Source organism: Actinoplanes siamensis, from assembly GCF_016862395.1.
Lineage (GTDB): Bacteria > Actinomycetota > Actinomycetes > Mycobacteriales > Micromonosporaceae > Actinoplanes > Actinoplanes siamensis.
This window is the reverse complement of sequence record NZ_BOMW01000063.1, coordinates 50,606-77,005: the sequence shown is the minus strand read 5'-3', so window position 1 is coordinate 77,005 and position 26,400 is coordinate 50,606. Positions and strand designations below refer to the sequence as shown.

Genomic DNA, 26,400 nt, shown 5'->3' with positions numbered 1-26,400 from the left:
CATCGGCAGATCAGCGCATCCATAGGGTCCGCCTCCGGTCTGGTCGGCGGTGACGGAGCGTGATCGGTGAGGATGGGGCATCTGACACCTATCGATGCTCGTTACGGCGGTCGTGACGGACAAGGCGGAAGCGATCGATGTGCTGGCGGGGTTCCGTAGAAGCTCGTCTTGGAGGTCTCGGAGAGGGTCTCGGGCGGAAGGCGGTCGCCGACTTCACTTCGGGGCCGCTCCCGTTCGCTGCGGATCACCTGGTTGTGGTCACTTCGGCGCGCACGGAGCCTATTCAGATACTCGACGAGCTTGCAGCCTTGCGGAGGAAGTATCCGAAGCTGACGCTCGATCTGTGGGGCGCTGAGGTCCTGCGACTGAGGTTCGTATCCGTTTGGTCGCAATGACGGGGTCGACGATACCTCAGTGCTTTAATTCACAGTCGCTGCGCTCAGGTGGGAGTCAAGGTGCTCAGAGTGACGAGACAGCGGGGGATTTAGAAATTTTTGTCCGTCTTGGAAGTATTTTCGGGGACGTGGAGCGTGACAGTCTAAAAGAATTCAAGGCCTCCGTTGTCCTAACAGGAAATTGACGTATTGCGGTCTACTCATCCAAACTCCTCGCGCTCAGATGATCTTGAGTTTCACGGGAGGAAATACGTAGTGCGCACAGCACTGAGAAAGCATCAAAACTACGCAGGCCGAAAGCTCGATCTTGCCGTCATCGCTCTGGTGACCGTAGCCGGTTCTCTCTTGTTCCCGTCCCTGGCAACGGCGGCTGAGAAGCCGACGATTACGGTCGATACGGTTGACGCGACGGCGCTGGGCAAGGCCACCCGGCGCGCCAGCAAAGTCGGGTCCAAGGAGGCTAAGCTCCAGGTCCGAGTCAAGGGACACGTCGACAAGCTGGCGCGCGCGGGTCGGCTCACCGACACGGCTCAGGTCCAGGTCGCGGCGGTTCCGGATCCCAACATCGCGGGGGCCGAGGTAAACCTGCTCTGGGACGAAGGTAAAGCGCCCCACAAGGTGACCGTCGCCAAGGTTGCGGAGGACGGCAAGGAGACGCCGGTCGGCTTCGGCAGCATCTTCCTCGACACGCAGACCGACGAGCAGGTCACGCCTGCCGGTGACGGTTACGACTACGGCACCGCGCCGAAGAACATGTACCGGTACAAGTACGGCTGCATCGAGCAGTACTGGGAGTCCACCGGAGTCGACGACCACTATCTCTGGTCGTGCTGGGAGAAGTGGGCGGAGAAGGGCACAAACCACTGGATCTATAATCGGTTTGGTCGGTTCAGCCGGGCGGACTACTCGTGGATTCCCTACACCCGGGAGTTCACCATCCGGTCTCGTCCCTGGGCGGGTTCAGACGCGATCACCGCACTGAACAGCGCTACTCCGACGGCGAGCGCGACTAACTGTGAAGCCACCCAGACCGTCACCCTGGGCTTCACCAGGGCCGGAGTCAGTGGTCAGCTCGGTATCCCGCTCCACCGGTGCGACTCGGTGAACCCGGTGGGTACCTGGGGCCGAAAGGAAATCGGCGTCCAGTTCAAGGGCAAGACCACCAAGAAGGTCCTGTACGACGACATGGCCGGCGACTACACGGCCAAGGACAAGACGGTTGTGCCGAGCTGGGCCGACTACACGTGGGCCGCGGTCGACCGCAAGTACGGTGACTTCTCCTTGACCACGCTGGACGAGTTCGTCCGCAAGGACAGTGGCTGGTAACCACGACATGAGCGCGAAAACCGATTCGCGCGGACGAGGCAGCCGGCTCACCTTTGGCCGGCTGCCTTTCGCCGCGATCATCATCGTCGTCATGGCTGCGAGCCTTGGCGTCGCCGCCGCCCTGAGTTCGACCAGCGGCAAGCCGCAGCCCAGCGCGAACGCCGTTACGGAGGTCAAGGACCCGTGCGAGGACGCGCGTGAGATGTGCGCCACCTTGCCACTGAACGGACGCGAGTGGCGCTATAGCCTGGTCAAGGCGTCCACGGCGACGCGACGCACGGCCATTCTCGATCTGGGCGGGCCGGGGATCGCGCCGCTGTCCGGCACGTACCACCTGAGTGACTACGCCGCTCAGCTTCCACAATTGAGCGGCTACAACCTGCTGGTCATCGAGGAGCCCTGGGTCACGCAGTCCCTCGACGACTCCTGCGCGGAGGCCCTTGCCGCCTACTACGGCAGCGTGCGTGCCGCGGCGGGCGACATTCCGGACCGTGCGGCTGCTCTTCAGCGCATCTGTGAAATCGGGCAGGGACGATGGGGCTTCACACCTCAGGAATACGCGCAGGTGGTGAACGCCGTGACCACTCACGAGTCGCTGGATCTGGAGGGCTTCGTCGGTCACTCGTTCGGTGCGGCTCGGTACAGCTACCTGACCGGCGCAGAAGCAGCTGAGAACCTCAAATGGGCGGTACTCGCACGCCCGTTCCCAGTAGGCACAGACGCTGTCTCCTTCGCGACGCGGCGGGCGCAGCTGATCGAGAAAGACTTCGGAACAGCACCCGGTGCATACAAGCAGCAGACGGTGGAGTCCAGATCGCTGCCCGTGACCAGTTTCGATGCTGCCTCAGCGTTCGTCGGGCTGGGCTACGCCGCCGAAGCCGAGCAGAGCGAGGCTACCGATGCGGTGATGAAGAAGCGGACACCCGAGGTGATCGGCGAATTCTCCGACAACCTGTGGCACCGGTACGGTACCAACTCCGTATCGCCGGCCTTCCTTGCTCAGCTGGACGAAGTCTGCTCAGCGACCACCTCGAGTGAGAAACTCAAGGCCGGTCTGCCTGATGATGTGACCTCCCGGATCGTCACCGAGCTCATGCTGCCCTGTGCCGGCGAGCCCTCCAGGGAGTTGTCCTTGCCGGCCGCCAAGACCTGCGTCACCTCGTCCAAGACGGATCCCGTCGTGGCCGGCGACACGGCCGCGGGCCTCATCAAGCGGGTTGCCAGCGACGTGATCATCTACGAGTCCCGCGCGGTATCGCACAACTCCCAAGACGGGTTGTCGTACTGCATGACGAAGGTGCTGGGCGCGGCATGACTACGGACAGCGACGTTTCACGCGCGAATCCCCGCCGAGGCTTCGTGCGGCTGGCGTACGCCGCGGCGGCAGTCAGCGTGCTGGCCGGTGCAGCAGCCATCGCGGTTCACGCCGCTTGGCACGTCGGCACGTCGCTGACCCAGTTCACCACCGCCGACATCGCGACGGAGACCCGTCCCGCCAGCGCGGTATCGGAAACCGATCTCACATCACACCAGGACGTAACGGAGCACCTGGCGCGAGAACGAGCCGCCGGACGCCACGTCGACGCCGGCGATGCCAAGCTGGCAGTCCTGCGATCCCCTGATGGCACCATCACGGTTCACCTCGTCTGGAGCGGCATCCGAAGCCCGACAGGCCTAGCAGTGGTGGTCGGCCGCGCCGAAAGCGAGAAGTCGTCGGTGGCTCTCGCCATGACGGCGACGACGCCCACTGGACCGCAGGCACGAACTCTACCGAGGGCCGTGGACCGACAGGCACAGGGCGGAGCACGATCCACAGGAGGCCTCGAACTCAAGGTATCCGACTGCATCGATGCCTGGGTAACAGCCCCACGCGGATCCCTGCAGATCTCCTCCTGCGCCGAACTCTGGCATGGATCCGCAGCACCTGAATGGATATACCGACAGTTCAGCGACGCCACAACGGTCCCCGGACCAGAACTGCTTATGACTGAGATGTCGATTCGTTCACGCATCCCGAGAACACTGCGCTCACAAACCACAGGCCCGACGTTCGTCGCGTCATGCAGCGACACCGGGCAGACCAGCATCCTCGCCGGGCCGGTCGAACGCGAGGGAGTGGTATCGAACCCATCCCTGCATATGCGCTCGACACCATGTACGGGTTTCCAGGATCGGATCAAGAAAACCGATCAGCAGATCGGCGGATTCCTTGATGGCCTGCGAAGCGCAGCCGGCACCATCGAAACAACCGGCTCATACCTTTTCAACGCCACCGACCCGTCGCCCACCTGGGAAGACTACTCCTGGAGCCAGGCCGGCTGCGTGTCCGGAGACGGCACCGGCTGCGGAAGTCGAATAGACGAGTCCAAGTTCATTCACCTGTTGTGGTGAAGCCGGCCAGGGCAGTGCACGGATGTGATGTAGTTGCATCAGGGCCTGGACTAACGGGCGGCGGTGGCGCCGGAGCGAATCGCCGCGGGGCTCAGACAGGCTGTCCAAGGCGCAGGTCTCGGAAATGCTCCGCCACTTGGACGCCCGGGCCGAAGCGTTCGCAACGGCCCTGGATGCCGGCCCGTATACATTCGTGTGGGTCGACGCCCTGGTCGTCGAAAGTCAGGGAGCACGGCCGCACGGTCAACGTTCACGGCTTGGTCGCGGTCGGCGTCCAGGGTGGCGCCTCCGCCATCCGCATCGGCACCGACGACAACGCCACCCCTGCGCGCGTCCGTGTGCAGGTCGAAGACAACGGCCCCTGTGTCCCGGAAGGGCAAGGCCCAGCCTCCGATCTTCATCGCGCACCAGTTGCTCGCCGGCAAAGATCTCGGCTTCCATCACTATGGGTTCACCGCAGTCGGCCCGTACACCGTCAGCGAGCCGAAATGGGTCCTCGGCTTCGCCCCTCGGAAATGCAAGCTCTCGTGGATAGGGCTGTCGATGCCACCCGCGGCGACGACTACGTCGAGCCGGCGCAGCCCGAGGAACGCCGGGTGCGGTACGCCATCGCGGTGCTGAGCGACCTTCCCCGCCCGGACCTCAGCGACGAACCACCATGCATGTCGTCCTCGCCGTCGCTCTGGCAACGACTGACTGGAGTCCGCAGGGCAAGGGCTGCTGCTCCTGTCATGCTGTCGATTGGAATGCGGCGTACGGGGCGGCGCTTGCCGCGCTCGCCCTGGCCCCATCTGTACCCACATCTGAGTCGCAGGACGACGATGGCAAAACGGACCGGATGCTCAAACTCCTCGACACGGTAGGTGCCGAACTCGGCTTGGACAACCCGACAATGTACTCACCGGTGGCCCCGTCGGACGGCACCCGCCGGCCCAGGTCACTTCCCGCGGCGAGTTCGGCAACCGTGTGGGCGAGTTCGTTCCACCGGCGTCCGGACCCCAGCCGCTGTCGCGCAGAGTCGCCGGTGATCACGGCTTTTTCCGCTCCGCGGCGTCGTGGTGGGGTTGATCGGTCAGCTGAGCGAGCAGTTGCTGCAGGGTGTGCCACTGCGCCGGGGTGAGCCGATCACGGTGCTCGGTGAACGCCGCCTCGACCCGGGCCAGGCCAGTGTCCAGGACCGCACAGCAGGCCCGCCGCGCTCCCCACGATGGCCAGGCTCGTCGACAGCGAGCCGAAGTCGTTTGAGCTGACGGCGTCGGACCAGCCGCTCGAGGTACCCGGCACCGCGTCGGGCGGCAACCTCATCGCGTTCGGCACGGGCTACGGCGACGGCGGTTATCCCGTCTGGATCGGGCGCACCGCGACCGGTGCCGTCGGCTGCTTCATGGCCGACATGGCGATGCTGCGCCGACAAGAACCAAGGACCACGCCAAGCCGCTGAAAGCACGCTTCTGCCGCCGATCGTGCGAGGCGGCCAGCGGGCCGTCGGTCACGCGGTGTGACGGCGCAGTTTCCACGCCGGTACGCGCTCGTGCCGAATTAAGTGCGTCGAACGCTTCACCGAACAAGCTCTCGACACGCGGTGCTGCAGAGGCCTGCCGTGATTCCGAAGCACGGCTGCGCAAGCCTACGGCCGTTCCACCTTTCGCTTGAGCCTGACAAGGTCAGACAACACGGCGTGGGCGTCGCGTTCGAAGTCCTCGTCGCTCACTCCCGCCTGGCGCCGCAGGCTGAACACTATCTCGCAGCCGGCACCATCTGTGGTCACCCGCATGGGGTTGTAGAAGGTCTTGCCCGACGCCAGCGTCACATCATGATCCAGAACACCGAACTCGTTGCGGGGCGCGAAAGTGACCACGATCCGTCCCATCGGCGACTCCATGATCCACTTGCCATCGATCAAGTCGATGGAGCTGCCCAACCCTGGCGCCCATTCGGGCAGGTGAGACGGGTCCGACGCGTAGTCGTAGACATCTTGCGCGGAGCGGTCAATGTGCGTGCTGAGGTGTCGAGATCCCAGGGTCACCGTGTCCATGGCCACGAAACTACCAAGGCCCATTGACGCCGTCTTGAACAAATCGGCCACAGCATCTGGCGTCGGCGATGAACTGACAGAGTGAGCCAGGGGCCGGTTGATGTCACTGGCGCCGACAGATTCTGGTCACCGGGCGGCAGGGGGTGCGGTTACTCGGGCAGCGCCCGGTCTTGGGGCAGGTTCCTCAGCAGCGACGGGTCAGTCTTCGACGGCGATGTCGATGCGGAGGGCGACCGGGATGCCGGCGGCATCGACGTCCAGATGTACGGGAAAGTAGCCGTCACCGACAGAGGTCATCGCCATCAAGATGTCAGCGCCATCGAGCTGGATCACGCCGGCCTCATGGTCGGAGGCTCTTACCAAATCCATTACCTGCCAGTGATGCGAGTGTGGTCGGAAGTCGAACGCGAATTTCGGCCCGTCGGGTTCGTTGCGCCGCGCCTCGATGGCTAGCCCTCGCTGGTAGGCCTCCTTGACCGGCAGGTCCACCCGCCCGTACTCGACGTCGGCGGAGTCACCGAGCCGAGGAGCGCCGAATTCCGCAGCGACCTGTTCCTGATCGCGGCCCCAGAGGACCAGGTCGGCCAGCCCGTCCAGCGGCTTGACGTGTTCCCACGAACTCAATGCGTCCGCGTCGGCGAAGACGAACCGTGCGTTGTCGACGCCGAGGTGCCAGAAGATCCACGAGTCGGCCACCGGTGCGTCACTGAGCTCGACTCGCATGGACTGCCAGCCGTGGTCGCTGGGGACGGCGATGACCGGTAGGGCACGGTTAGCTGGCACCTCCACCGTTAGTATGGGAACGCCCATGACGCGGAACCCGGGGTCCCGCGCCGTGACCGCGTGCCGGACCCGTTCGCGGTGAGGGATCTGCTGCTCAAACCCTTGTAGGCGTGCGTCGTATCCGTGTTTGCGGCAGTGCTCGTCAAACGTCGCGGTGAACTCGGCGACCGCGTGCACGGGAATGTCGTACAGCCGGAGCCCGGGCTGCCGGTCGAAGGACTCCGCCGCGGCCTGAGCGTCTGGTCCTACGATCGCGAGGTCGGTGACTGCGCGTTCCTCGTCGTGCGGGACCTCGTCGCCAGACCACAGATCGAGGTAACCACCGTCCATGATCACCAGATGCCCGGACGGGCATGTCACCTCACCGAGCAACACGTCGATCGTCATGATCATGAAGTCTAGGGTTAGCGATTAGGGATCCGCGAGGTTGTAGTGAGCAGCTACGACACGAGGCTGACATCAGCGGTCGAGGGTGAGCCGGTTGATCGCGGCGTCCAGGTCGTCGTCGGTGGGCAGCGTGTAGATGACGCCGAACAGCAACAGGCCATCACCGGCGCGGCCAGCTACCACCACACCCTGTCGGTCGCCGAGACCAACACGCTCCTGGCCGTCTCCTGTTTCGGCAACCTCAGCGACTACGCCACCCATCGCGCCTGGGGTAGATCGCGCGTCACCTGCAGCAGATCCGCGCACTGACCGTTGGCGGTCGACGGGGCGGCGTTCGATGGTGACCTGTGACAAGATGCCCCCTGTGCGTCCCGGTCCACTTCTGCTGTCTGCGGCGGTGGCGTGCGCCGTAGTCCATGTCGCTGGCATCCTGTTTGCGTACCCACTCTGGCGCTACGCCGAGGTGTTCACCGTCGGGATGCTGTTGCTCTACGCCGGCGTAAGCGGGCTACCGGCTCCCTGCTGGGCAGTTCCGGCATCCCTAGCAGTACTGGCCGTGGACGCGGTCCGGACGATGCCGGCGGACCCGGGCACCGCAGGATACGGGTGGAAGGTACTCCAGCCAGACAACGGAGTCGATGTGCCGTCGGGCTTTGAGGCTGGCCTCACTGCCACTGGGGCGTTGTTGGCCGCGGCCGCGCTCCTGCTGGTGGCGTGGGGCCGCGGCCGCTGGCGGCCGAGCGCGACGGCCGCTGCGGCACTACCAGCTGTTCTCATCACCGGGTACGCGGTGGTTCGGGTCGTCGACATCGCGCTCGCCGTCCGCGTGGAACGGGAGCGGTACGCCTACAGCGTCGATGCGGACAGCGCCGTGACTTCCGTAAGCCTGGCCGTGCTGCCAGCGCTGGCGCTTGGGCTGACCGCGTTGATGCTCGCGGCGGCGCTGGCAGGGCGCGGCCGGCGCCTTGCCTCGGTCGGCGCCGCGCTACTTGCCGTGGTGGCACTGCCGCATTTGGACAGCAGCATCGGCGCGGTGCAGCTACCTCTGTACGCCGGAGATCGCACCGCTCTGTTCAGCTGGCATGCCATTGCGCCGACTCTGTCGATGCCGCACCCGGTCCCGGCCTTGACGGCCGCGGTGGAACTGGCCGGGGTCCTGCTGCTCGTCGTAGGTTCGATCAGCCCTCGACCCAGAGCAGATGCCGCGCCGACGCCAACGGCCAGGTAACGGCATCGATGCTACGGGCGCTCATCTGCGCCGCCAGCTCGTCGACAAGCTCATCCTGGCCGGAGCGTTGCGCTCGCCGGAGTGGATCCGGGCGTTCGCCGAGGTGCCACGGCACCCGTTCGTCACCCGGTTCTGGTGGCGGCCGGAGCCGGGCAGGTACCGGGAGTTCGTCGACGGCAGCGACCCGGCCCAGCGCGAGCGGCGGCTGACGGTCGTCTACAGCGACGACTCGCTGGCCACCCAGCTCGACGACGCCGGGACGGCCACCAGCTCGTCGTCGCAGCCGTCGCTGATGGCCAGCATGCTGGAGGCGCTCGCCCCGGACGCCGGTGACACCGTGCTGGAGGTCGGCACCGGAACCGGCTACAACACCGCGCTGCTGGCGCACCGGCTCGGCGCCGGCCAGCTCACGTCGATCGAGATCGACCCGGTGGTGGCCGAAGCTGCGCGGGCGTCGCTGCTCGCCCTGGACATCCGGCCGCGGCTGCTGTCGGCGATGGGCTGCGCGGCGCCGCCGGGCACGCCCCGTACGACCGGATCATGGCGACGTGCTCGGTGGCGCGGGTGCCCGCGGCGTGGGCGCGGCAGGTGCGGCCGGGCGGGATCGTGCTGGCCAACATCGGCTTCGGGGTGGTGCCGCTGGTCTGCGACGACCAGCACACCCTCACCGGCCGGCTGCTGCCCGGGTTCGCCGGGTTCATGGAGGCCCGCACCGCCGACGGCGCGAAGCCGTTGACAGCCGACGAGGCGATCGCGCTGTGCTGTGATGATCACGAAGGTGATCCGTGCTCCTCGTGACGCATGGCGCGCGACGGCGCCGTCTTCCGCACCGCCGTCTGTCAGGGCCGTTTCCCCTTCATGATCTTTGCCCTACGAGAAGCGGGACACGTCTACGCGAATCTGACCTCCGCAGGTGAGAGCAGGGCCGGATCGCGACACGACTGGAAGCCAGCCGCCTATCCGTAACCGACAGCAACGCCCGATCGGCGGCATGAGCGGACGCCCAGGGCGGCGATGGACTGGCTCTGCCGGTTCACCGATCATGAACCTCATGGAGGATCAGCAGGCGCTGCAGTCGGCCGAGGGTGGGGCAAGGATCGTCACGCTCTGCGGCTCGACCAAGTTCGAGTCCGAGTTCGCGCAGGTCAACCAGCGGCTCACGCTGGAAGGCTGCGTCGTGATCAGCCTCGGCATGTTCAGCCTCCCCGAGCTGCCGGACTACGACTGGACAGTCGACAGCTCGGACCTGAAGGGGCGGGTCGGCCGCGTGCACTTCCAGAAGATTCGCATGGCCGATGAGGTGTACGTCGTGGATCCCGGCGGCTACTTGGGTGAGTCAACCCGACGGGAGATTGCCTACGCGGAGTCGCTCGGCAAGCCGGTTCGGTATCTGAGTCGCGAGCGCTCGACGCCAACGGGAGGCCGCCCGCATGAGTGAAGTTCGACGGGCGGTCCGCTCATCGGTTACGACAGTACGTGGGTACGCCGCCGCCGACACCGGCCGTGACGGCGTTGTCGGCCCGAGCGCGACAGCGGCAGATCCGCGCCTTCGTCAATGCCGACGGCGCAGGGCCGGTAGCCGGAACTCAAGTTTTCATCAGGCTCGTGACCAGGGTACGTAGCCACGACTGGCTGAGTGCGGGGTCGCGGCCGATGGCGCGGGCGACGGCTTGCCTGCCGGTCGGGCTGCGACCGTAGGCGACCAGTGCTGCTGCCTCGGCGAGGGCCTGCCGAGTGTGCTCGTCCCGGTCGGGGCCTTGCGCCTCGGCGGTCCATCGGTCAGGGCGTAACGAACGGGTCAACTTCACCTGGTGATCCCCGAGATACGACCAGACTCGCGGGTCGAGTGACACGTTGGCCACCGCGCAGGCGGGCAGCGTCCGGGTCCAGGCGGCGTGCTGCTGCCACCGCTCGGTGTTCGGACTGGTCTTGCGGCGGATCGTAACTCCGACGAAGGACAGCTTGCGCCGGATGACCGGCCACGGCTGGCGTTCCTGCTCGATCCATTCCCGGATCAGCGTGAACAACTCGGTGAACGTCTCGCCCTGGTGAACGACATCTACCAGTACCGCCGGGCGGTCCCGGCGTGCCAGCGCGTATGGCGTCAATCCGACCGTCTCCAGGAACCGGCGGCCCTGCGCGACCTGCGCGGGTGTCAACGGACGACGCTGCCAGCGCCGGCCGGGTCCGATCCCCGGACGTTGAAATGACAACGGCAGCCGGTAGAGCCGTTGCACGCCAGCTCGGCCGGTTAACACGCCGCCGAGCAGGTCGAACATCGAGTCCAAGGATCTGCCCACGAAGCACAGATCCCCGTTCCGGCTGCGGGCCAGCACCTTCCCGGTACACGCCACGAGATCGTCGAGGAACCACAGGTCAGGCGTCGCGGTACCGTCGAGCAACGATCCCAGTTGATCCGACGTGATCAGATCCCACCGGAACGGCATGCTGTCCGGCACGAAAGTCACCCCGTCATGATGGCAGCCTGATCTGGGGCGGCCCGCGCGCGGTCGCGAATCGAATCCGAGCCGTACAGACCGTGATGGCTACATCGGCGCATCCCACCCAAGATCACTCATCGCGTACGACCATTGACCAGCAAAGATTTAGGACTCAATCATCTAGAGAAAGTCGGCGAGGCCGGCGAGGCCTTTACCTGGACGCCTGCGCGCCAGCCCGCCTCGGCCACGGCGGTGATCAGCCTTAGCGCCCGGTCCCGGTGGCGGCGAGCGCCTTCACGAGCGCGCCGGCCGGGTCGCGGCCTCGCGCCGCTCGGCGCGCTGAAGCTACCTCATCGACTGTTCCGCAAGCAGTGCGGGCTCCTGCGCCATACCGGCCTTGAGGATCTCGACGTGTCGCCCCTTGAGTGCCTTGATCGGCACTTCCAGCCGCCGGTAGTTGTCCTTTTCGCTACTGCGACCCACGCTGCTCGTCTGGTCATGCCAGCGCGCGTTCTCACCTGCGATTTCGATGTTTTTCTTCGGCACGGTCTGGATCACCACGCGGCCGCCGTTCTTGCCGGGTAGCTCGATCCACCAGTGCTCAGGTCCCGCGAAGCCGTCCGAGATCGTGTAGTGGCAGACCACCCAGGCCGCCGGATTCTCGCGGTCGACGGTCATGCCGTGCCGCTTGACGTACAACTCGGCCGCCTCCTGCTGCAGCTCGCCGACCCGCTGCCGCTTCCCCTCCCGCTGATCTTCGCCGAACTCGTCCATCCGGACGCCCATCCCGAGGGTGCCGCCCAGCTTCTGCACCAGTCCCTCGTCGTTCAGCTTCATGGCCAGGGTGTCCAATTGGACGCGTACGGCGGCGACAGTCTCGTCGTACCACGACAAGTCGCTGATGCTGCCCTGCAGGCGCCCCCAGAACTCGGCGTAGCTCGGTTCCTGCGAAGTGAGCGCGGTCAGTGCCCAGTTCCAGCAGGCCAGTTCGGGGTCCTCCTTCTTGATGAGATGGACCTTCTTGGGGGCGACGTCGGGGTATTCCGAGTCCAGCTTTCCCTTGCTCTGCAACCACTGCCTGAGCTCGGGGGTGATCACGCCCTCGTCGAGCTGCCCCTCATCGTCGAGACGCTGGCGGTTGTTCGCCTCCTCCTCCTCCACTGATTCCGACCGCTCCCGCTTCCTGCCGCCGGAGGGGCCTGCCTCGGTGGTGGTCTGCTGGCTGGGCGCTCGCTGCGCGATCAGCGCGTTCACCGCCTGATTGCCGACCGTCCGCTGCAGGTAGGCCAGGTGAGCAAGTCCCGCACCCACCGGCGAGCTCGCCTGTTCTTGTTCTCCGGCAGAATGCCGGCGCGGATGCCGGTTTTGATGGCGGTGCTCACGCATGGCTTCCTCCGAATCGATCCGGTGGCTACGATATCGGGTGCGGCCCGGACCAGACCTGGTTGTGTCCCGGTGTGCCGAGAGGGCTGGCCCGCGTCGCTCAAGAGCGAGCGAGTGTCGATCTGTTGGTTGCGCACGTCGCCGCGCGCCAGTTCGTAGATGTGCCACCAGCCCGGGCAGCAGGTCACCGGGCGGATGCGGCGCCCGCGACATTGCCACGAAGCGACACCGCGACCCGGTCCAGCGACACCGGCGCCGGCAACCGCGGGGCGGTTCAGCTGCACGATCTGCTGCGCGCGTACCCGGTGGAGCTGAGTTACCCCACCTGTCCGGCAGCCGTCTGCTGTCGGCTTGTCCGGGGTGCGGGCTGCGGGAAAGATAGGTGACCATGATTGTCATGGTGAACGCGTGCACCCGGGACGGGGTCGGCGGCAGCCCGACTGCGATCGTCGACGAGGACCCGGAACTCGACGACAACGGACGATGCGAGATCGTTCGGGCGAGCGGGGCCTCGCACGGGGCGTTCCTGAACCTGCCGGACGTCCGGTTCTTCACGCGCAGCGGCGAGTTGCGCAACTGCGGGCACGGGACGATCGCCCTGCACGGGCTGCTGCTGCACCGCAGCGAGGCCGACGAGCAGCAGGTCGAGCAACGGACCGGTGGGCGTACCTTCACCGCCACCGCCGCGCGGCGCCCCGGCGGCGCCGAAGTCTGGTTCGACCAGGGTGAAGTCACCGTCAGCGAGCCAGCCGGAGACCTCACCGGGATGACGGCCGCCCTCGGCGTCGCCGATCCGGGCCGGATACGGGTAGCCTCACCGGGCACGCCGCGCCTGATGGTGCCGGTCGCCGACCGGGCCACCCTGATGTCGCTCACCCCGGACTTCGCCCGGCTCGCCGGCGAATGCCGGCAGGCCGGGATGCTCGGCTGTTTCGTGTACGCGCTGGAGAGCGACGGGGTGGCGGTGGCCCGGATGTTCGCGCCGGCGATCGGCGTCGACGAGGACGTGCTGAACGCGAACAGCTCCGGCTGTCTCGCCGCGATCCTGGACGGCCGGGTGGAGGTCCGTCAGGGGGACGCGCTCGGCCGGCCCTCGTCGGTGCTGGCGGTCGCGGACGGCCGGACCGTCCGGGTCGGCGGGATGGTGACGGTGCCCTTGAGCAAGCCAGGCGCAGGAATCCGAGGAAGTGGGAAGCCTTGCGTTCGTAGCGGCGGACCAGCCGCGGGAACCAAGTGACCCATTCCAAGCAACGCTCGATGACGTAGCGGTGCAGGCCGAGCCGGGTCGAGGACTCGATACCCTTCCAGGACAAGCTGTGGGACTTCCGGGTGCTGCGCAACTATTCGTACGCCGTGCAGCAGGTGTACTCGGACGACCGCTGGGCGCCGACCGGCGAGGCCGGCATGTTCCTGGACGATCAACTCATCCGCGAGTCGGGATTCCTGATCCAGAAGCCGATCTTGATCAGCAGGCTGAGTGACTGAACGACCTTGACGGCGCCGTCAACCGGGCACGAATCGGGAACCACTTCACCGGGTGGAGACGACGGCCGCCCGGCCCCCGATGCGCCGCGGTCGGTGAGCTATCGCAGTCCGTCCAGGTGCGCGATGAGGGCGTCGGCCAGGATCTGGTGGTCGTGCAGGGACGGGTGCCAGTCGCAGCCGAGCAGGTCCAGTCCCAGCGCGGCGTTGTCGTAGTAGAGCGCGGTCACCCGCCGGTCACCGCGCGCGTTGCGGTCCTGGACGATCCGCTGGATCGAGTCGGCCAGCGCCGTGGTCCGGTAGCTCAGGTCCGGGTAGGTCAGCACGATCCGCGTACCCGCGCCGTACCGCTGCCGGACCTGGTCCAGGAATCCCTGGTAGGCGGCGACGAAGTCGGCTGCCAGCGCGGCCTCGTCCGCCCACCTCTCGCCCGGGTTGAGCGGCGTGGAGAAGTCGTTGATGCCCAGTCCGATCACGACTGTCCCCGGGTGCCAGGACCGCGGGCGCCGCCACACCGACTCGTCGACCGCCTGCAGCGCCCGGTCGTAGTAGGTGCGGTAGTCGGTGCCCGGGCTGCCGCCATTGTAGTTGCGCACCATCCCGATGCCCGACCAGGCGTCGATCTGGTAGTCCGCGTCCAGGGCCCGGGCCGTGCGCGCGCCGAAGGCCTGGTCGGCGTTGCTGTTGCGGGTCAGCACGCCGGGGCCGGAGCAGTCCCGGCCGGTGGACATGTCGCCGTAGCCGGCGGTCCAGGAGTCGCCGATGAACTCGATCTGCCGGCGCCGCGCCGCGGGCGCGGGCAGGATCTTCCCGCCCGGGGCGGGGACCAGGCCGCCGAACTGCGCGGCGTTCCAGGGACTCTCGGTCCGCTTGCTCAGCCGTACGGTGTGCACGCCGTCCACCAATCCGGTGATCCAGTGCGTGGTGGCGTCCGGGGTGACCAGCGTGACCGGCTCCCCGCCGTCAATCCGGACGTCGTAGTCGCCGGTCGGGTCCTCGATCGCGATCCCGACGGCGGTGCCGCGGAACCGGCCCTCGAAGTAGACGCCGGGCCAGGTGAACGCCGCGCCGGTGCCCACGGTGACCACTCGCCCCGCGGTGTGCACCTGGTCCAGTGCCGGCGTGACCGGGCCGGGAGCGACCGCCCGGCCGGTGTTCGGCGAGATCCGGCCGGGGCAGAGCCCGCGGGCGCGCAGCTCGGCGACGATCCGGGGCACCGCCTCCAGCGTGTTCGGCGGCCAGTCGTGCATCAGCAGCACGCCGCCGGCTCGCAGCGCGCGGGCGTTCTCGACGATCTGGTCCACCGACGTGCCGTCCCAGTCGCGGGAGTCGACGTCGGCGTTGATCTCATGCAGGCCGTACCGCCGCTCGACGGCGCGCAGCGCGTCGTCGGTCTCCAGGTACGGCGGGCGGAACAGCGTCGGGCGCGCGCCGGTGACCCGCCCGACGGCGTCCTGGGTCCGGGAGATCTGCGCGGCCTGCTCGCCGGCGGTCAGCGTGGTCAGGTGCGGGTGGTCCCAGCTGTGGTTGCCGAGCCACATGCCGGCGGCCGACTGTGCCCGGGTCAGGGCCGGGTTCGCCGTGACGTTCGCGCCGGTGTTGAACATGGTGGCGCGGGCCCCGGCCGCGCGGAGCACGGTCAGCAGCCGCTCGGTGTTGCCAGGCGTGGGCCCGTCGTCGAAGGTGAGTGCGACATGACCGTCGCAGCGCGGGGACGCGGCCGCCGGCGCGGCGGCGACCAGAAGTGAGCCGAGGACCACGGCGACCCCGAGCACGGACCTGCTTTTCATGCTTCGCTCCCGACTGCGCAGGACGTATTTAGTTCGGTCGATGCACAATCTAACGTGATTCCGCGCACGGCGCCGGTAAAAGATCTTGTAGGGCTTTCGCGGTGTGGCGCGCATGTGAAAGATTGATGCGGCGCGTTCGAGGCCACGGGGAGGTCGGTTCGACATGGCAGTCGGTCACAGTGGTTCCCACTCCGCACCGCGATGGCTCGTGGCGTCGGCGCTCGCGGTCGGATCGGTGCTGGTGCCGTCGCCCGCACACGCCGCGGCCCCGTCGGCGGCCGCCTGCAACGGCGCCGGGACCGCCGCGGACCGTGCCGTCGCCGACGCGCTGCGGCCGTCCATGAACGGCAGACGCCTCGGCAAGGCGATCAGCGCCCGCGCCGTGGCCTGCGCCCGGCTCATCATCGGCACCGTCGAGCAGCGCGGCCTCGGCCCGCGTGCCGCGGTCATCGCGATCACCACGGCCATCGCCGAGAGCACGCTGACCAACCACACCACCATGGTCGACCACGACAGCCTGGGCCTGTTCCAGCAGCGGCCCTCGCAGGGCTGGGGGCTGCCCGGCCAGCTGACCGACCCGGCGTCGTCGACGCACAAGTTCCTCGACGCGATGCTCCGCAACTACCCCGGCGACACCTGGCGCGGCGGCGACATCGGAGCCATCGCGCAGCGGGTGCAGAAGTCGGCCTACCCGCTGGCGTACGCTCCCGAGGTGCACGACGCCCAGCTGATCGTGGCCGAGCTCTGGGCCGACGCCCGGACCGCGGCCGCGGTGCGCCCGGCCGCGCCGCAACCCGCGCCGACGACGGCGACGGCGGAGAGGCCGGCCGGCCCGTTCCAGACCCCGCTCGCCACCGCCCGCACCCAGCTCGGCGCGCTCGACGGTCCGCACGCGCTGGCGCTGGCCGACTGGAACGGCGACCAGAAGCCCGACCTGGTCGTGGCGACCGGCGCGGGCGCGGCCACCGGCAAGACCGAGGTGCGCATTATGGACGGCGCCAGCAACTACGCGTCGCTGCTGCTGATCACGGCCACCGCGCTCGGTCCCGGCGACGCGAACACGGCGTACTCGGTCACCGACTGGAACGGCGACGGCAAGCCGGACCTGCTCGTCACCCAGAAGTCCGGGGCGGCCAGCGGCAAGGTCGAGGTGCGCATCCTGGACGGTGCGTCGTTCTTCCGGAAGTTCCTGCTGGAGACCACCACCCCGGTGGCGGCGGACGACCGGGCCCAGATCTCGGCGGCGGACTGGAACGGCGACGGCCGGGCCGATCTGGTGACCGTCCGGACCGCCGGCACGGCCAGCGGCAAGGTGGAGCTCCAGGTCCTCGACGGAGCGTCGAACTTCCAGCAGGCCGCGCCGCCGGTGGTGAGCGCCGAGCCGGCCCGCGACGGCCTGCGGGTCACCGCCACCGACTGGAACGGCGACAAGCGCGCCGACCTGGTGACGATGCAGCCCTCCGGGGACCGGACCGAGCTGCGCGTTCTCGACGACAAGTCCCGGACGCTCGCCGCCGGCACCGCGCCGGTTGTCGTCGACGAGCGCCACGAGCTGCTGGTCACCGACTGGAACGGCGACCGGAAGCAGGACCTCGCCGTGGTGCAGAAGACCGGCACGGTGAGCGGCGCCGCCGAGATCACCGTGCTCGGCGGCTGAGCTCCGGCTCACTGTCACACCCCCGCCGGACCCGGCCGCGACTCGCACGCGGGGGCATGCGAGCTTTCCGCTGCCGGCACCAGGCACCGCCTGGACCCCGCGTGATCCGCGGGACGCGCCCTAGCCGTGCGTGGAATCCGGGTCCAGCAACCTGATCCGGACCGCCTGGCCGGGGCGCAGCTGCGCGGCCCGGTCGGCGTCCGCGTCCAGCAGGACCGCGATCACCGGATAGCCACCGGTCGTCGGATGGTCGGCCAGGAAGACCACGGGCTCGCCGCCGGGCGGCAGCTGCACGGCGCCCCGGGTCAGGCCCTCGCTCGCCATGCCACCGGCGTCCGCGCCGGCCGCGACGGTGCGGCCGGTCAGGCGCAGGCCGATCCGGTCGGCGCGGGTGGACACCACCCAGCCGTCCCGCTCCAGGGCGCGCGGGTCGGTGAGGAAGCGGTCCCGGGGGCCGCGGACCGCGCGCAGCGTCACCGGGCCGCCCGGCGGGACCGGGACCGGGGCCTGATCGACGAGCGGCAGCTCGCCGGGCTCCGGGCCGACCGGCAGCAGGGCGCCGGCCCGCAACGGGTCCGGGCCGATGCCGGACAGGGTGTCCCGGCTCCGGGAGCCGAGAACCGGGGGTACGTCGATACCGCCACGCACCGCGAGATAGGTGCGCAGTCCGCTGTCGGGCCGGCCGAGCCGGAGCCGCTCGCCCGGTGCCAGCGGGAACACGGCGTGGTGCCCGACCGGGGCGCCGTCGACGGTGGCCGGAGCCGGGGCGCCGGACAGGGCCAGCCAGACGTGCCGCCGGGCGCTGATCACCAGGCCGCCGAAGAGCACTTCCAGGGCCGCGGCGCCCTCGGGGTTGGCGACCAGGCGGTTCGCCAGGGTTAGCGCGGCCCGGTCGGCGGCCCCGGAGCGGCCCACCCCGACCGAGGCCCAACCGGGGCGGCCCAGATCCTGGATCGTGACGAGGGGGCCGGTCGCCAGCACCTCGATCATCCGAGCTCCTCGAAGCGGACCCGGTCGCCCGGCTGCAGCAGGGCCGGGGGATCGCGGTCGGTGTCCCACAGGCGCGCCGAGGTGGTGCCGATCAACTGCCAGCCGCCGGGCGACGGGCCGGGATAGACGGCGCTGTACTCCCCGGCCAGGGCGACCGCGCCGGCCGGGACGCGGGTGCGGGGCTCGTCGCGGCGGGGCACCCGCAGCGCCGGGTCGCCACCGGCCAGGTAGGCGAAGCCGGGGGCGAAACCGCCGAACGCGACGGTCCAGGCGCTGGCGGTGTGCAGACGGACCACCTCGGCGGGGGAGAGCCCGGTGAGGCGGGCGACCTCGGTCAGGTCCGGGCCGTCGTAGCGCACCCGGATCCGTACCACCTCGGCGGTTGATCCTTGATCTGCCTGGTCCGGGCGCAGGCCGGTGAGCCGCCGGCGGACCTCGGCGGGATCGACTCCGGCGCCGAGCGTGAGCAGCACCGTCCGGGCCGCCGGGGTGACGTCGAGCAGGCCGGGGAGCTCCGCGGCGCGGCAGGCGCGGGCCAGCGCGGCGGCGGCCAGCGGGGAGGCGCCGTCGCCCAGGTCGAGCAGCAGGGCGCGGTCACCGTAGCGGAGCACCTTCATGGGACGAGAGTAGGGACTGCCGGGCGGATGACGGGCGGATTGCCGACTGCTGAGACGCGGCGCCGGAGATCGTTCACCCGGTGTCCAACTCGGATCGATACCTTGGCGCGGCACTGTTGAACGACGCGAGGAGCCGCAGGTGACCCGGCAGACGCAGATCCGCCCGGCCGGCGGCGCCCGCGCGGGCCGGGCGGGCGTCCCGGCGAGCCGGCCGCTGTCCGGTGCCGCCCAGGCGATGCTGGCGCTGCAGCGGTCGATCGGGAACTCGGGTGTGTCCCAGCTGGTCGCGCAGCGGTCCCCGATGCCCGGTGGATGGGACCCGGCCTGGGACGACGAGAGCGATGTCGCGCTTGCGGATCTGTCCCCGGCCGGGCAAAGCCAGGCCACACCGGAGCAGGCCACAGCGGAGCCGACCGCGCCGGGGCTGGACATCGCCGCGCTGGTCCGGCGGGGCCCAGGTCCGGCCGCCGATGCCGACGCGGCCGGCTCCGCCCGTTCCCGACGGGGCCACTGCCGCCCCGGTGCCGGCTGTCACCCAGGACTCGGATGCGGCGTCCGCCTCTTCGGATCCGGCTCCCGCGCCGGAGCGGCAGCCGCACGTGCCCGGCGTGCGGGCCGGCGGGATGCTCGCGCAGAGCGTGGGCCTGCTGGTCAAGAGCGTCGGCGAGGGCGTCAAGCCGGAGGACACCTCGCTGAACGCCTGGCCGTCCCGGCGGAGGCCGGCCACCACCGGCGCGAACGCGGTGTAGCCGGCTCAGCCGGACGGGTTCGTTCCCTCGCCGGCGGCGGTCATGCCAGGGCGGCCGGGTCGCGGTCCTCGTGCGGTGCGCCGCCGGGTGGGCGGGGAGCCCAGCGGACCGGCAGCACGCACAGCACGGTCAGCCAGGCGGTGACCACCACGGCGGCCATGCTCCAGGTCAGGCCGGCGCCCTCGGCCAACAGGCCGATCGCCGGCGGGCCGGCCAGCAGGCCGGTCGTGCTCATCGCGGCGGCCGTGGTCAGCGCCGTCGCGCCGTGCTGGGCGGCGGCCATGTAAAGGCACGGGCTGACCGCCGCCATGCCCAGGCCCACGCAGGCGAATCCGGCCAGCGCCGGGTAGGCGCCGCCGGCCAGCAGCCCCACGGCGAGGCCCGCGCCGGCCAGCGCGCCGCCGGCTACCACCACGGTCCGGTCGCCCCAGCGGTCGCGCCAGCCGTCGGCGAACAGCCGGGCCAGCACCATCATCCCGGAGGTGACCGCGATGCCCAGCGGCAGCAGCGAGTCGGCGGCGTGCGCGACCCGCTCCAGGTAGAGGGCCGACCAGTCGGTCATCGCGCCCTCGGTGATGGTGGCCAGCAGCATGGCCAGGCCCAGCCAGAGCACCGGGGCAGCCGGTCGGTTCCAGCGCCGGCCGGCCGGTTTCGGCGGCGACGGCAGATCCCGGGTCAGCAGCGCCGGGCGGGCGGCCAGCGCCAGGGTCAGCAGCACGGCGCCGGCCACCGCGAAGTGCAGCGGCACCGAACCGGTCAGCGACGTGATCGCCGAGGCCAGCAGGGCGCCGCCGAAGATGCCGCCGCTGAAGGTGGCGTGCAGCTTCGCCATGGTGGTCCGGCCGAACGTGCTCTCCAGCGCGGTGCCCTGGGCGTTCATCGCGACGTTCAGGCAGCCGACCGCCACGCCGTCAACCAGCAGCACGGCCAGCGCCAGCGGGTAGTCCGGCGCGACGGCCAGCCCGGCCAGCGCGGCGACCAGCACGAACACCGCCGCCACCGCGAGCCGCCGCGAACCGTACGCCGCCATCAGCCTCGGGACCACCGGGAAGGACAGCACCGCGCCCACCCCGGCGGCCAGCAGCAGCACGCCCACCTGGGCGGAGGAGAGGTGCAGGCGGTCGGTGAGCGCCGGGATCCGGGCGGCCCAGGTCGAGTACTGGAAGCCGAGCGCGCCGAACAGGGCGGCGACCGACAGCTGGGTGCGGCGGAACGACATGCGGGGCCTATCCATCGAGGTCGCGAGACATGTAGACGGCGTCCGGGCCGTACGAGGCGGGCAGCGGCACCTCCGGGTGCGGGCGGAACCCGCGGGCCGCCCAGAAGCCGGCGCTGCCGTCGACCGCGACGAGCGAGATCCGGTCGTACGAACGGCTCCGAGCGGTCCCGGCGAGGTGCCGGACCAGGCGCGCGCCCCAGCCCCGGCCGCGCAGCTCCGGGTCGATCACCAGGTCGTGCAGGTGCAGGTTGGCCGACTGGAACCCGGTCGTCTCCGGCTGGGACAGGTCGGGGAAGCGGAACCGTGGGTAGGGCAGCGCGAGCAGGTAACCGCCGACCCGGTCGCCGGTGTCGAGCACGAACGACGTGCCCGCGCCGGCCCGGGACCGCAGCGCCTCCGGCCTCTCCGACAGGCCCTGCTTGCCGTACGCCTCGGACTCCAGCGCGGCGATCGTGGACCAGTCGGGCCCGGCGATCGGGCGGAACCGTTCGGCCCGCACGGTCTCGCAGGGCAGCGGTGCGAAGCCGTTGAAGCCGACAGTGGTGTAGCTGGTGGCGTACGCGCCGGCCGCATGGATCCAGACCGGGTCGCCGGACGCCAGCCCGGCCGGCACCGGCACCGCGGTCCCGCCGTTGAGCACGTCGTCGCTGTCGCAGCTGGGGCCGGCCACGACGGCGGGCGCCCGGCTGCCGCCGTCGCGGGTCGGGAACTCCAGGCGGTACCGCAGCCGGTCGCCCTCGTACAGCCCGTTGAACCGCCCGCAGCTCAGGTAGAGCCACCGCTCGCGCCGTTCGGTCAGGCGCGCCACCTCGGCCCGGATCACGCCGTGGTCGGCGACCAGGTACCGCCCCGGCTCGATGACGAAGCCGAGATCGCCGCCGGCCGCCTGGCGCAGCCGCCGCATGCCGGCCCGGACGGCCGCGAAGATCTCCGCGGTCGGCGGGGTCAGCCCCGGATAGCCGGCCGCGGGCAGGCCGCCGCCGAGGTTCACGTGATCGAGGTGGATACCCCTGGCGCGCAGCCGCGGCAGCAGGGCCGCGAGCGACTCCAGCGCCGCGGTCCAGCCGCCGGCGGTCATCTGCTGCGACCCGACGTGCAGCGACAGCCCGGCCGGCACCAGGCCGAGGGACCGCGCCAGCTCCAGCACGCCGATCGGGTCGTCGCTGCCGCACTTGGCGGTCAGGCCCCAGACCGCGCCCGCCCCGCTGGTCGGGACCCGGCAGAACACCCGGCTGCCCGGGGCGTGCCGGGCGATCGCCTGGACGTCCTCGGCGCAGTCCGTGGCATAGGTGGTGATGCCGAGCCGGTACGCCGTACGCAGGTCGGCGTCCGACTTGACGGTGTTGCCGTAGTGCACCCGGCGCGGGCGGACACCGGCGCGCAACGCCTGACGGATCTCGGCGGGGCTGGCGGCGTCGAAGCCGGCGCCCAGCTCGGCCAGGGCGGTGAGCACGTCGTCGACCGGGCAGGCCTTCATCGCGAACCGCACGTCCACCCCGGGCAGTTCGCGGCCGAGCGTCCGGTACTGGTTCTCGATGCCGGTCAGGTCGTAGACGATGCGATCGGTGTCGGCCGCGGCCAGGGCGGCCCGCAGATGGCCGGCCTCACTCATCGACGGGCGTCTCCCGCGCGGCGGCGATCAGCGCCGCCCACGCGTCGATCAGCACCGCGTAGTCGTCCATGTCCCGCCTCGCCTCGATCAACAGGGTCTCCCGGCGCTCCCGGACCAGGTCGGCGACCTGTGTGAACCGCCCGCCGAGCCGCCGGTACGCCGCCTCCAGCAGATCGGCCTTGACCTCGTTGGGCTCGCGCGGCTGCCAGGTGCTCTCCCGGACGATCGCGGCGATGCCGGCCGGGTCGTCGGTGGTCAGCCGCTGGTAGACGAAATGTAGGTAGTACATCGACAGGATGAACTTGGCGAACCGCAGTTGGTACGCCAGGAATCCCACGTCGCTCTTGCGTTCGGCGGTGTGGAAATTGACGATGTGCCGGTTGTGCAAAAGTCCGGGGAGCCCGGCCTTGTCGGCCACGTGAATGAGAAAATAATCACTGCCGATGGTGTCGGTTGCCGGGGGCAGCGGCACCTTCTCGTGCAATCCGTGAAAACTGATGTTGTGCATGTCGACGCGCATCGGGTCGACGACGGAGAGCACGGAATGGTCGCCATCGAACGGGGCGCTGCCGGTGAACGACTCCTCGACCAGCGCGCGTTTCTCGGCCTCCGTGCTGCCGTCCGCGGCCCAGAGGCTGACCAGGTCGTAGTAGGCCTCGTGGGCGCGGATGTCCTCGATGTCGACGGACATGCTGCCGACGAACGAGGCGCCGGCCATCACGACCGGCAGGTCCCGGCGGCTCTCGTCGAGCCGGTCCTCGGTCGCCCGGACGTCCCGGGCCGGCCGGCCCAGCGCGGAGAGCTCCGCGTGTATCGGGAAGACCTTCTCGCCGCGGTACGTCTGGAAGTACAGGTCGGAGTCGCGCCGGTGCACCGAGTCGCAGCCCAGCGCCGCCGCGATGAGGAACGCGCGGTTGGTGCACGCGCCGTAGGACAGCGCGCGGGGCAGCATCAGGTCGAGCAGCAGATCGGGCTTGGCGGGGTCGGCCCGGCGCAGCACCCGCTGGAGGAAGTTCCGCTGGCGCGGCTCGTCCAGGTGCCGGACGTCGGCGGCGCCGGCCAGGATTCTCGCGTGCTCCTGGAAATGGTCCGAGGAGTCCAGGACCAGCAGGACGACGTCGACGTCGAAATGGGCGGCGGCGTAATTCGCCTCGGCGACCACCTCGGCGAGCGTCGCTGTGCACTCCCGATTGGTCGGCACCACCAGGCAAGCCTTGCGGCGATTCACGTGTTTCTTCCCCCGCCATTTATTTGCGACGATCGCGGCGCGGGGAAATCTAATCGACCCGGACCCGGCATGACAACCTGCAAACCCGGCATATGCCAGAAACCGCTGGTCGGCGCCGGTTCCGGAACTGGATCACTCGGCGGTGGGTTTGGTGCGGTTGCCGCGCGGACACCACCATTACCATGAACCCGTTGACGTGGCCGTTGTGGCTCAGATCTCAGATCGCCGGGCTCCTCTGGGGCGGCTTCATGTACCTGTTCGCCGCCGACGAGCCGCACACCGTGACGCAGGCAGCCGTCTACCTCGCCGGCGGCATGGTGTTCGGCCTGGCCTTCTGGTGGCTGACCCGCTCGCAGGAGCGCCGCCTGTTCGGCGACCTGAGCGACGCGGAGCGGGCCACGGCGACGGCGGCGGTCCGCGCCGGACGGCGGCCGGAGGACCCGCGGCTCCGCGACGCGGCGACACGGCTGGCGAGGCGGTGGACACGGCGCGGGACCCGCCCCGCGTACCACGTGATCGTCTTTGTCTTCTTCCTTCTGCTGTCGATCTACGTGGCGATCGACGTGACGCCCTGGTCCTGGTTCGGCGTGGTGTTCTGGCCGCTGGCCGGGTGGCTCTCCTGGCGGACCGAGCGCGGGCAGCGGCTCGCCGCCGAGCGCTTTCTCAGCTGACCGGAGCCGCCGCGCTGCTGTCCCACGGGAGGGCCTGGCCCATCGGGGGAGCCGTGGTGATCTCCAGGGACAGCTCTCCGCCGGAGAGCGCGGCCGGGCGCCGGAAGCCGAACGTGTGGGTGACGCTGCCACCGGCCGGGGGCGCCGGGACGGTCACGCCGAAACCGTCCGGCCGGGTGGTCACCGCTGGCCAGCCGGCGCCGGTGCGCTCCAGACCGTCCGGCGGGTAGAACCACAGCGTGATCTTCTCCGGGTGGGCGCCGCGGCGGTGGGTCAGCGTCACGTCGACCGTGCCGTAGCGGTACCCGCCGGTCGCCGCGCCGAGCGCCAGCTTCCCGGCGGTCACCCTGGTCTGCGTGACGTGCGGGTTCAGCGGCATCCGGGTGGGGCCGCCGACCTGCTCGAACCGGCCGTCGCGCAAGGCGTACGACCGGGTCTGCCAGATCTGCGGGGTGTCGTCGTCGCAGCAGCGCTGGTAGTCGCCGACGAGCGCGGACACGGCGCCGGCGGCGTCCACCCGGGCGCTGTCGGCCCGGATGTCACGGACCTCGCCGGTGGTGGCGGCCACCCGGCCCAGCGCGACGATGTGGCCGGCGCGATCGCGGTCGTACGCGACCAGTTGCTTGCTGCCGCCCTCGATCAGCGCGCCCAGCAGGACGACCGTCTCGTCCGCCCCGTCCCGGTCCACGTCGCCGTAGGCGGCGGACAGGATCGTCACGGACTGGGCATACGGCGGCTGCCCGTCCGGCGTCTCCCGTGGCTCGATCGTGACCGAGCCGTCGTGGAAGCGCAGCGGGCCGGAGGGGCCCCGCACGTTGTCGGCCGGCCAGCCGGGGACGTCCAGGGTCGCCTCGCGCAGAGCGGCCAGCGGGATGCGGCCGTCCGGGGCGGGGGTGGGCGCCACGGAGGCCGCGACGGTCACCAGGGTTGCGAGGATCGGAGAAATCGCCATGGTCAGCACAGCCTAAGCCGGAAAACCGGCGAATAGCCGGAAATTCACCCTTTCCGGGGGCGCGCACCGTTCCCCGCTCAACCGTCGCGATCCTGGTCGGGAGTCATCCCGCAGGCCCACCGGATGCCGCGCTCCATGATCGTTCGGGTCTGCGGCACGCGCAGGTCCGCGGGACTGTGGCCGAGAGTGCAGACGAACACGCGTCCCGCGCCGAGCCGTCGGGTCCAGGCCACCGGCATCACCGCGCCCGCGGTCTCCGGGGCGCCGTGGTCGCCGGTGAAGGTGGTGGTGGCCAGCACGTCGAGCGTCGGATCGACGTGCATGAAGTACTGCTCGGTGTGGACCGGGAAGGAGCTCAGGCCGTCCGAGAGGAAATGGTTGTTTTCGATGTCGACTGTGTAGTCGACGAACTGGCCGGGGTGACACAGGAACCGGGCGCCCACCAGATACTGGTACTGCGCGGCCTGATAGCCGGTGGCGACCACGCCGCCGTGCCACCCCGCGAAACCGGCGCCCGCCCGGACCCGCTCGACCAGCGCCTTCTCCTGCTCGTCGGTGAACCGGGCGCCGGTCCAGCACTGGATGATCAGGTCGTAGGAGCCGTCGTCCAGATAGGCGTCGAGGGTGTCCGCGGTGGTCAGGGCGAAGCCGTCGCCCTCGAGGAAGTCGCGGAACAGTTCGGTGCAGGCGACCGGCTCGTGGCCGTCCCAGCCGCCGCGCACGACGAGCGCTCTCACTCTTGTTCTCCGCCCGGTAGCAACGGTCGCATGAAGGTCCGCTCGTACCGTAGAACGCAGCCCGACTCGTCGCGAATCCGGTCCGCGGCGACGAACTCCGGGTCGTCGCCGAACCGGGAGCGGTAGCGCTCGTAGGCGGCCAGGCTCTCGAAGCTGAACAGTGCCTCGGCCCGGTCGCTGGCGCCCTCGGCCGGCAGGAAATAGCCGTGGTGGACGCCGCCGTGCTCGGCCACCAGGCGCATCCACTCGCGGGCGAAGCGTTCGAAAGCGCCGATCTGCGCGGGGTCGATGGTGTAGTGCACGACGCAGGTGATCACCCCGAAGAGC

General features: G+C 69.7%; 25 protein-coding genes and 1 pseudogene. 13 read left to right on the top strand and 13 right to left on the bottom strand.

Features of this window, described 5'->3' with window-relative positions:
- Positions 1-650 precede the first annotated feature (650 nt).
- The 4 genes from Asi03nite_RS29900 (at position 651) to Asi03nite_RS29885 (ending at position 5,553) form a co-directional block, all read left to right on the top strand.
- Positions 651-1,721, top strand: coding sequence for a hypothetical protein (locus Asi03nite_RS29900; protein ID WP_203683836.1), 1,071 nt, complete (start codon positions 651-653; stop codon positions 1,719-1,721).
- Positions 1,722-1,728: 7 nt separating this feature from the next.
- The gene (locus Asi03nite_RS29895; protein WP_203683835.1) at positions 1,729-3,036 is read left to right on the top strand and encodes a hypothetical protein; all 1,308 of its coding nucleotides are present in this window, start codon (positions 1,729-1,731) and stop codon (positions 3,034-3,036) included.
- Positions 3,033-4,112, top strand: coding sequence for a hypothetical protein (locus tag Asi03nite_RS29890; protein ID WP_203683834.1), 1,080 nt, complete (start codon positions 3,033-3,035; stop codon positions 4,110-4,112). The genes Asi03nite_RS29895 and Asi03nite_RS29890 overlap by 4 nt, the downstream gene beginning before the upstream one ends.
- Positions 4,113-5,319: 1,207 nt before the next feature.
- Positions 5,320-5,553, top strand: coding sequence for a DUF4241 domain-containing protein (locus Asi03nite_RS29885; RefSeq protein ID WP_203683833.1), 234 nt, complete (start codon positions 5,320-5,322; stop codon positions 5,551-5,553).
- 186 nt (positions 5,554-5,739) lie between these two features.
- Here the strand turns inward: Asi03nite_RS29885 and Asi03nite_RS29880 are convergent, their stop codons facing one another.
- Entirely contained in the window at positions 5,740-6,147 is a 408-nt protein-coding gene (locus tag Asi03nite_RS29880; protein ID WP_203683832.1) for an SRPBCC family protein, read from the bottom strand.
- Positions 6,148-6,345: 198 nt separating this feature from the next.
- Entirely contained in the window at positions 6,346-7,317 is a 972-nt protein-coding gene (locus Asi03nite_RS29875) for a hypothetical protein (protein WP_203683831.1), read from the bottom strand.
- A 556-nt stretch (positions 7,318-7,873) separates the two neighbouring features.
- Here Asi03nite_RS29875 and Asi03nite_RS29870 point away from each other — a divergent pair.
- The 4 genes and pseudogenes from Asi03nite_RS29870 (at position 7,874) to Asi03nite_RS29860 (ending at position 9,983) form a co-directional block, all read left to right on the top strand.
- On the top strand, positions 7,874-8,545 hold the full coding sequence (locus tag Asi03nite_RS29870) for a hypothetical protein (RefSeq protein WP_239103029.1): 672 nt from the start codon (positions 7,874-7,876) through the stop codon (positions 8,543-8,545).
- Positions 8,517-9,008: pseudogene (locus Asi03nite_RS39000) on the top strand (rRNA adenine N-6-methyltransferase family protein); the annotation flags it as partial. The gene Asi03nite_RS29870 and the pseudogene Asi03nite_RS39000, both read left to right, overlap by 29 nt.
- A gap of 77 nt (positions 9,009-9,085) precedes the next feature.
- Positions 9,086-9,343, top strand: coding sequence for a hypothetical protein (locus tag Asi03nite_RS38995; RefSeq protein WP_373872183.1), 258 nt, complete (start codon positions 9,086-9,088; stop codon positions 9,341-9,343).
- Positions 9,344-9,596: 253 nt separating this feature from the next.
- On the top strand, positions 9,597-9,983 hold the full coding sequence (locus Asi03nite_RS29860; protein ID WP_203683829.1) for a hypothetical protein: 387 nt from the start codon (positions 9,597-9,599) through the stop codon (positions 9,981-9,983).
- A gap of 148 nt (positions 9,984-10,131) precedes the next feature.
- Here Asi03nite_RS29860 and Asi03nite_RS38120 read toward each other — a convergent pair whose 3' ends face one another.
- Together Asi03nite_RS38120 and Asi03nite_RS29850 are read right to left on the bottom strand one after the other, a co-directional pair.
- Positions 10,132-11,013: a hypothetical protein gene (locus Asi03nite_RS38120; RefSeq protein ID WP_239103028.1), complete on the bottom strand. Its 882-nt coding sequence runs from the start codon at positions 11,011-11,013 to the stop codon at positions 10,132-10,134.
- Between the two features lie 318 nt (positions 11,014-11,331).
- On the bottom strand, positions 11,332-12,372 hold the full coding sequence (locus Asi03nite_RS29850) for a hypothetical protein (protein ID WP_203683828.1): 1,041 nt from the start codon (positions 12,370-12,372) through the stop codon (positions 11,332-11,334).
- Positions 12,373-12,757: 385 nt separating this feature from the next.
- On the opposite strand from Asi03nite_RS29850, the gene Asi03nite_RS29845 reads away from it, so the two are divergent.
- Both Asi03nite_RS29845 and Asi03nite_RS29840 read left to right on the top strand, forming a co-directional pair.
- Positions 12,758-13,606: a PhzF family phenazine biosynthesis protein gene (locus Asi03nite_RS29845; RefSeq protein ID WP_203683840.1), complete on the top strand. Its 849-nt coding sequence runs from the start codon at positions 12,758-12,760 to the stop codon at positions 13,604-13,606.
- Positions 13,607-13,698: 92 nt separating this feature from the next.
- Positions 13,699-13,854 carry a hypothetical protein gene (locus tag Asi03nite_RS29840; protein ID WP_203683827.1) on the top strand — a complete coding sequence of 52 codons (156 nt, stop codon included), beginning with the start codon at positions 13,699-13,701 and terminating at the stop codon, positions 13,852-13,854.
- A gap of 98 nt (positions 13,855-13,952) precedes the next feature.
- Here the strand turns inward: Asi03nite_RS29840 and Asi03nite_RS29835 are convergent, their stop codons facing one another.
- Entirely contained in the window at positions 13,953-15,641 is a 1,689-nt protein-coding gene (locus tag Asi03nite_RS29835; RefSeq protein WP_203683826.1) for a polysaccharide deacetylase family protein, read from the bottom strand.
- A 208-nt stretch (positions 15,642-15,849) separates the two neighbouring features.
- Between Asi03nite_RS29835 and Asi03nite_RS29830 the strand changes: the two genes are divergently transcribed.
- Complete coding sequence (locus tag Asi03nite_RS29830; protein WP_239103027.1) at positions 15,850-17,298, top strand: FG-GAP repeat domain-containing protein; 1,449 nt, start codon at positions 15,850-15,852, stop codon at positions 17,296-17,298.
- Positions 17,299-17,418: 120 nt separating this feature from the next.
- Here Asi03nite_RS29830 and Asi03nite_RS29825 read toward each other — a convergent pair whose 3' ends face one another.
- Positions 17,419-18,288 carry a 5-oxoprolinase subunit C family protein gene (locus Asi03nite_RS29825; protein ID WP_203683824.1) on the bottom strand — a complete coding sequence of 290 codons (870 nt, stop codon included), beginning with the start codon at positions 18,286-18,288 and terminating at the stop codon, positions 17,419-17,421.
- Complete coding sequence (locus tag Asi03nite_RS29820; protein ID WP_203683823.1) at positions 18,285-18,905, bottom strand: 5-oxoprolinase subunit B family protein; 621 nt, start codon at positions 18,903-18,905, stop codon at positions 18,285-18,287. Before Asi03nite_RS29820 ends, Asi03nite_RS29825 begins: the two co-directional genes overlap by 4 nt.
- Positions 18,906-19,426: 521 nt before the next feature.
- Between Asi03nite_RS29820 and Asi03nite_RS29815 the strand changes: the two genes are divergently transcribed.
- Complete coding sequence (locus Asi03nite_RS29815) at positions 19,427-19,654, top strand: hypothetical protein (protein ID WP_203683822.1); 228 nt, start codon at positions 19,427-19,429, stop codon at positions 19,652-19,654.
- A gap of 40 nt (positions 19,655-19,694) precedes the next feature.
- On the opposite strand, the gene Asi03nite_RS29810 is transcribed toward Asi03nite_RS29815, so the two are convergent.
- From Asi03nite_RS29810 to Asi03nite_RS29800, 3 genes are read right to left on the bottom strand one after another with little or no spacing between them, the layout of a single operon-like run.
- Positions 19,695-20,873, bottom strand: coding sequence for an MFS transporter (locus tag Asi03nite_RS29810; RefSeq protein ID WP_203683821.1), 1,179 nt, complete (start codon positions 20,871-20,873; stop codon positions 19,695-19,697).
- Between the two features lie 7 nt (positions 20,874-20,880).
- Positions 20,881-22,485: a GNAT family N-acetyltransferase gene (locus Asi03nite_RS29805; protein WP_203683820.1), complete on the bottom strand. Its 1,605-nt coding sequence runs from the start codon at positions 22,483-22,485 to the stop codon at positions 20,881-20,883.
- The gene (locus Asi03nite_RS29800; protein ID WP_203683819.1) at positions 22,478-23,713 is read right to left on the bottom strand and encodes a DUF6271 family protein; all 1,236 of its coding nucleotides are present in this window, start codon (positions 23,711-23,713) and stop codon (positions 22,478-22,480) included. Before Asi03nite_RS29800 ends, Asi03nite_RS29805 begins: the two co-directional genes overlap by 8 nt.
- A gap of 191 nt (positions 23,714-23,904) precedes the next feature.
- Here Asi03nite_RS29800 and Asi03nite_RS29795 point away from each other — a divergent pair, with 191 nt between their 5' ends.
- Positions 23,905-24,384 carry a hypothetical protein gene (locus Asi03nite_RS29795; RefSeq protein ID WP_203683818.1) on the top strand — a complete coding sequence of 160 codons (480 nt, stop codon included), beginning with the start codon at positions 23,905-23,907 and terminating at the stop codon, positions 24,382-24,384.
- Here Asi03nite_RS29795 and Asi03nite_RS29790 read toward each other — a convergent pair.
- The 3 genes from Asi03nite_RS29790 to Asi03nite_RS29780 all read right to left on the bottom strand — a co-directional run bounded on the left by Asi03nite_RS29790 (position 24,377) and on the right by Asi03nite_RS29780 (position 26,390).
- Entirely contained in the window at positions 24,377-25,336 is a 960-nt protein-coding gene (locus Asi03nite_RS29790) for a hypothetical protein (protein ID WP_203683817.1), read from the bottom strand. The two genes, Asi03nite_RS29795 and Asi03nite_RS29790, sit on opposite strands and share 8 nt — an antisense overlap.
- Positions 25,337-25,413: 77 nt before the next feature.
- Complete coding sequence (locus Asi03nite_RS29785) at positions 25,414-26,073, bottom strand: ThuA domain-containing protein (RefSeq protein ID WP_203683816.1); 660 nt, start codon at positions 26,071-26,073, stop codon at positions 25,414-25,416.
- Positions 26,070-26,390 (bottom strand): NIPSNAP family protein, encoded by a 321-nt coding sequence (locus Asi03nite_RS29780; RefSeq protein WP_203683815.1) that lies wholly within the window; start codon positions 26,388-26,390, stop codon positions 26,070-26,072. Before Asi03nite_RS29780 ends, Asi03nite_RS29785 begins: the two co-directional genes overlap by 4 nt.
- Positions 26,391-26,400: the final 10 nt, after the last annotated feature.

Coding starts and splice junctions, on each gene's coding strand:
- Asi03nite_RS29820 (WP_203683823.1), bottom strand. CDS start 18,905: ATGAAGGTGCTCCGCTACGGTGACCGCGCCCTGCTGCTCGACCTGGGC.
- Asi03nite_RS29885 (WP_203683833.1), top strand. CDS start 5,320: ATGGCCAGGCTCGTCGACAGCGAGCCGAAGTCGTTTGAGCTGACGGCG.
- Asi03nite_RS29835 (WP_203683826.1), bottom strand. CDS start 15,641: ATGAAAAGCAGGTCCGTGCTCGGGGTCGCCGTGGTCCTCGGCTCACTT.
- Asi03nite_RS29880 (WP_203683832.1), bottom strand. CDS start 6,147: ATGGACACGGTGACCCTGGGATCTCGACACCTCAGCACGCACATTGAC.
- Asi03nite_RS29860 (WP_203683829.1), top strand. CDS start 9,597: ATGGAGGATCAGCAGGCGCTGCAGTCGGCCGAGGGTGGGGCAAGGATC.
- Asi03nite_RS29790 (WP_203683817.1), bottom strand. CDS start 25,336: ATGGCGATTTCTCCGATCCTCGCAACCCTGGTGACCGTCGCGGCCTCC.
- Asi03nite_RS29895 (WP_203683835.1), top strand. CDS start 1,729: ATGAGCGCGAAAACCGATTCGCGCGGACGAGGCAGCCGGCTCACCTTT.
- Asi03nite_RS29850 (WP_203683828.1), bottom strand. CDS start 12,372: ATGCGTGAGCACCGCCATCAAAACCGGCATCCGCGCCGGCATTCTGCC.
- Asi03nite_RS29810 (WP_203683821.1), bottom strand. CDS start 20,873: ATGTCGTTCCGCCGCACCCAGCTGTCGGTCGCCGCCCTGTTCGGCGCG.
- Asi03nite_RS29875 (WP_203683831.1), bottom strand. CDS start 7,317: ATGACGATCGACGTGTTGCTCGGTGAGGTGACATGCCCGTCCGGGCAT.
- Asi03nite_RS29805 (WP_203683820.1), bottom strand. CDS start 22,485: ATGAGTGAGGCCGGCCATCTGCGGGCCGCCCTGGCCGCGGCCGACACC.
- Asi03nite_RS29825 (WP_203683824.1), bottom strand. CDS start 18,288: ATGATCGAGGTGCTGGCGACCGGCCCCCTCGTCACGATCCAGGATCTG.
- Asi03nite_RS29845 (WP_203683840.1), top strand. CDS start 12,758: ATGATTGTCATGGTGAACGCGTGCACCCGGGACGGGGTCGGCGGCAGC.
- Asi03nite_RS29890 (WP_203683834.1), top strand. CDS start 3,033: ATGACTACGGACAGCGACGTTTCACGCGCGAATCCCCGCCGAGGCTTC.
- Asi03nite_RS38995 (WP_373872183.1), top strand. CDS start 9,086: ATGGCGACGTGCTCGGTGGCGCGGGTGCCCGCGGCGTGGGCGCGGCAG.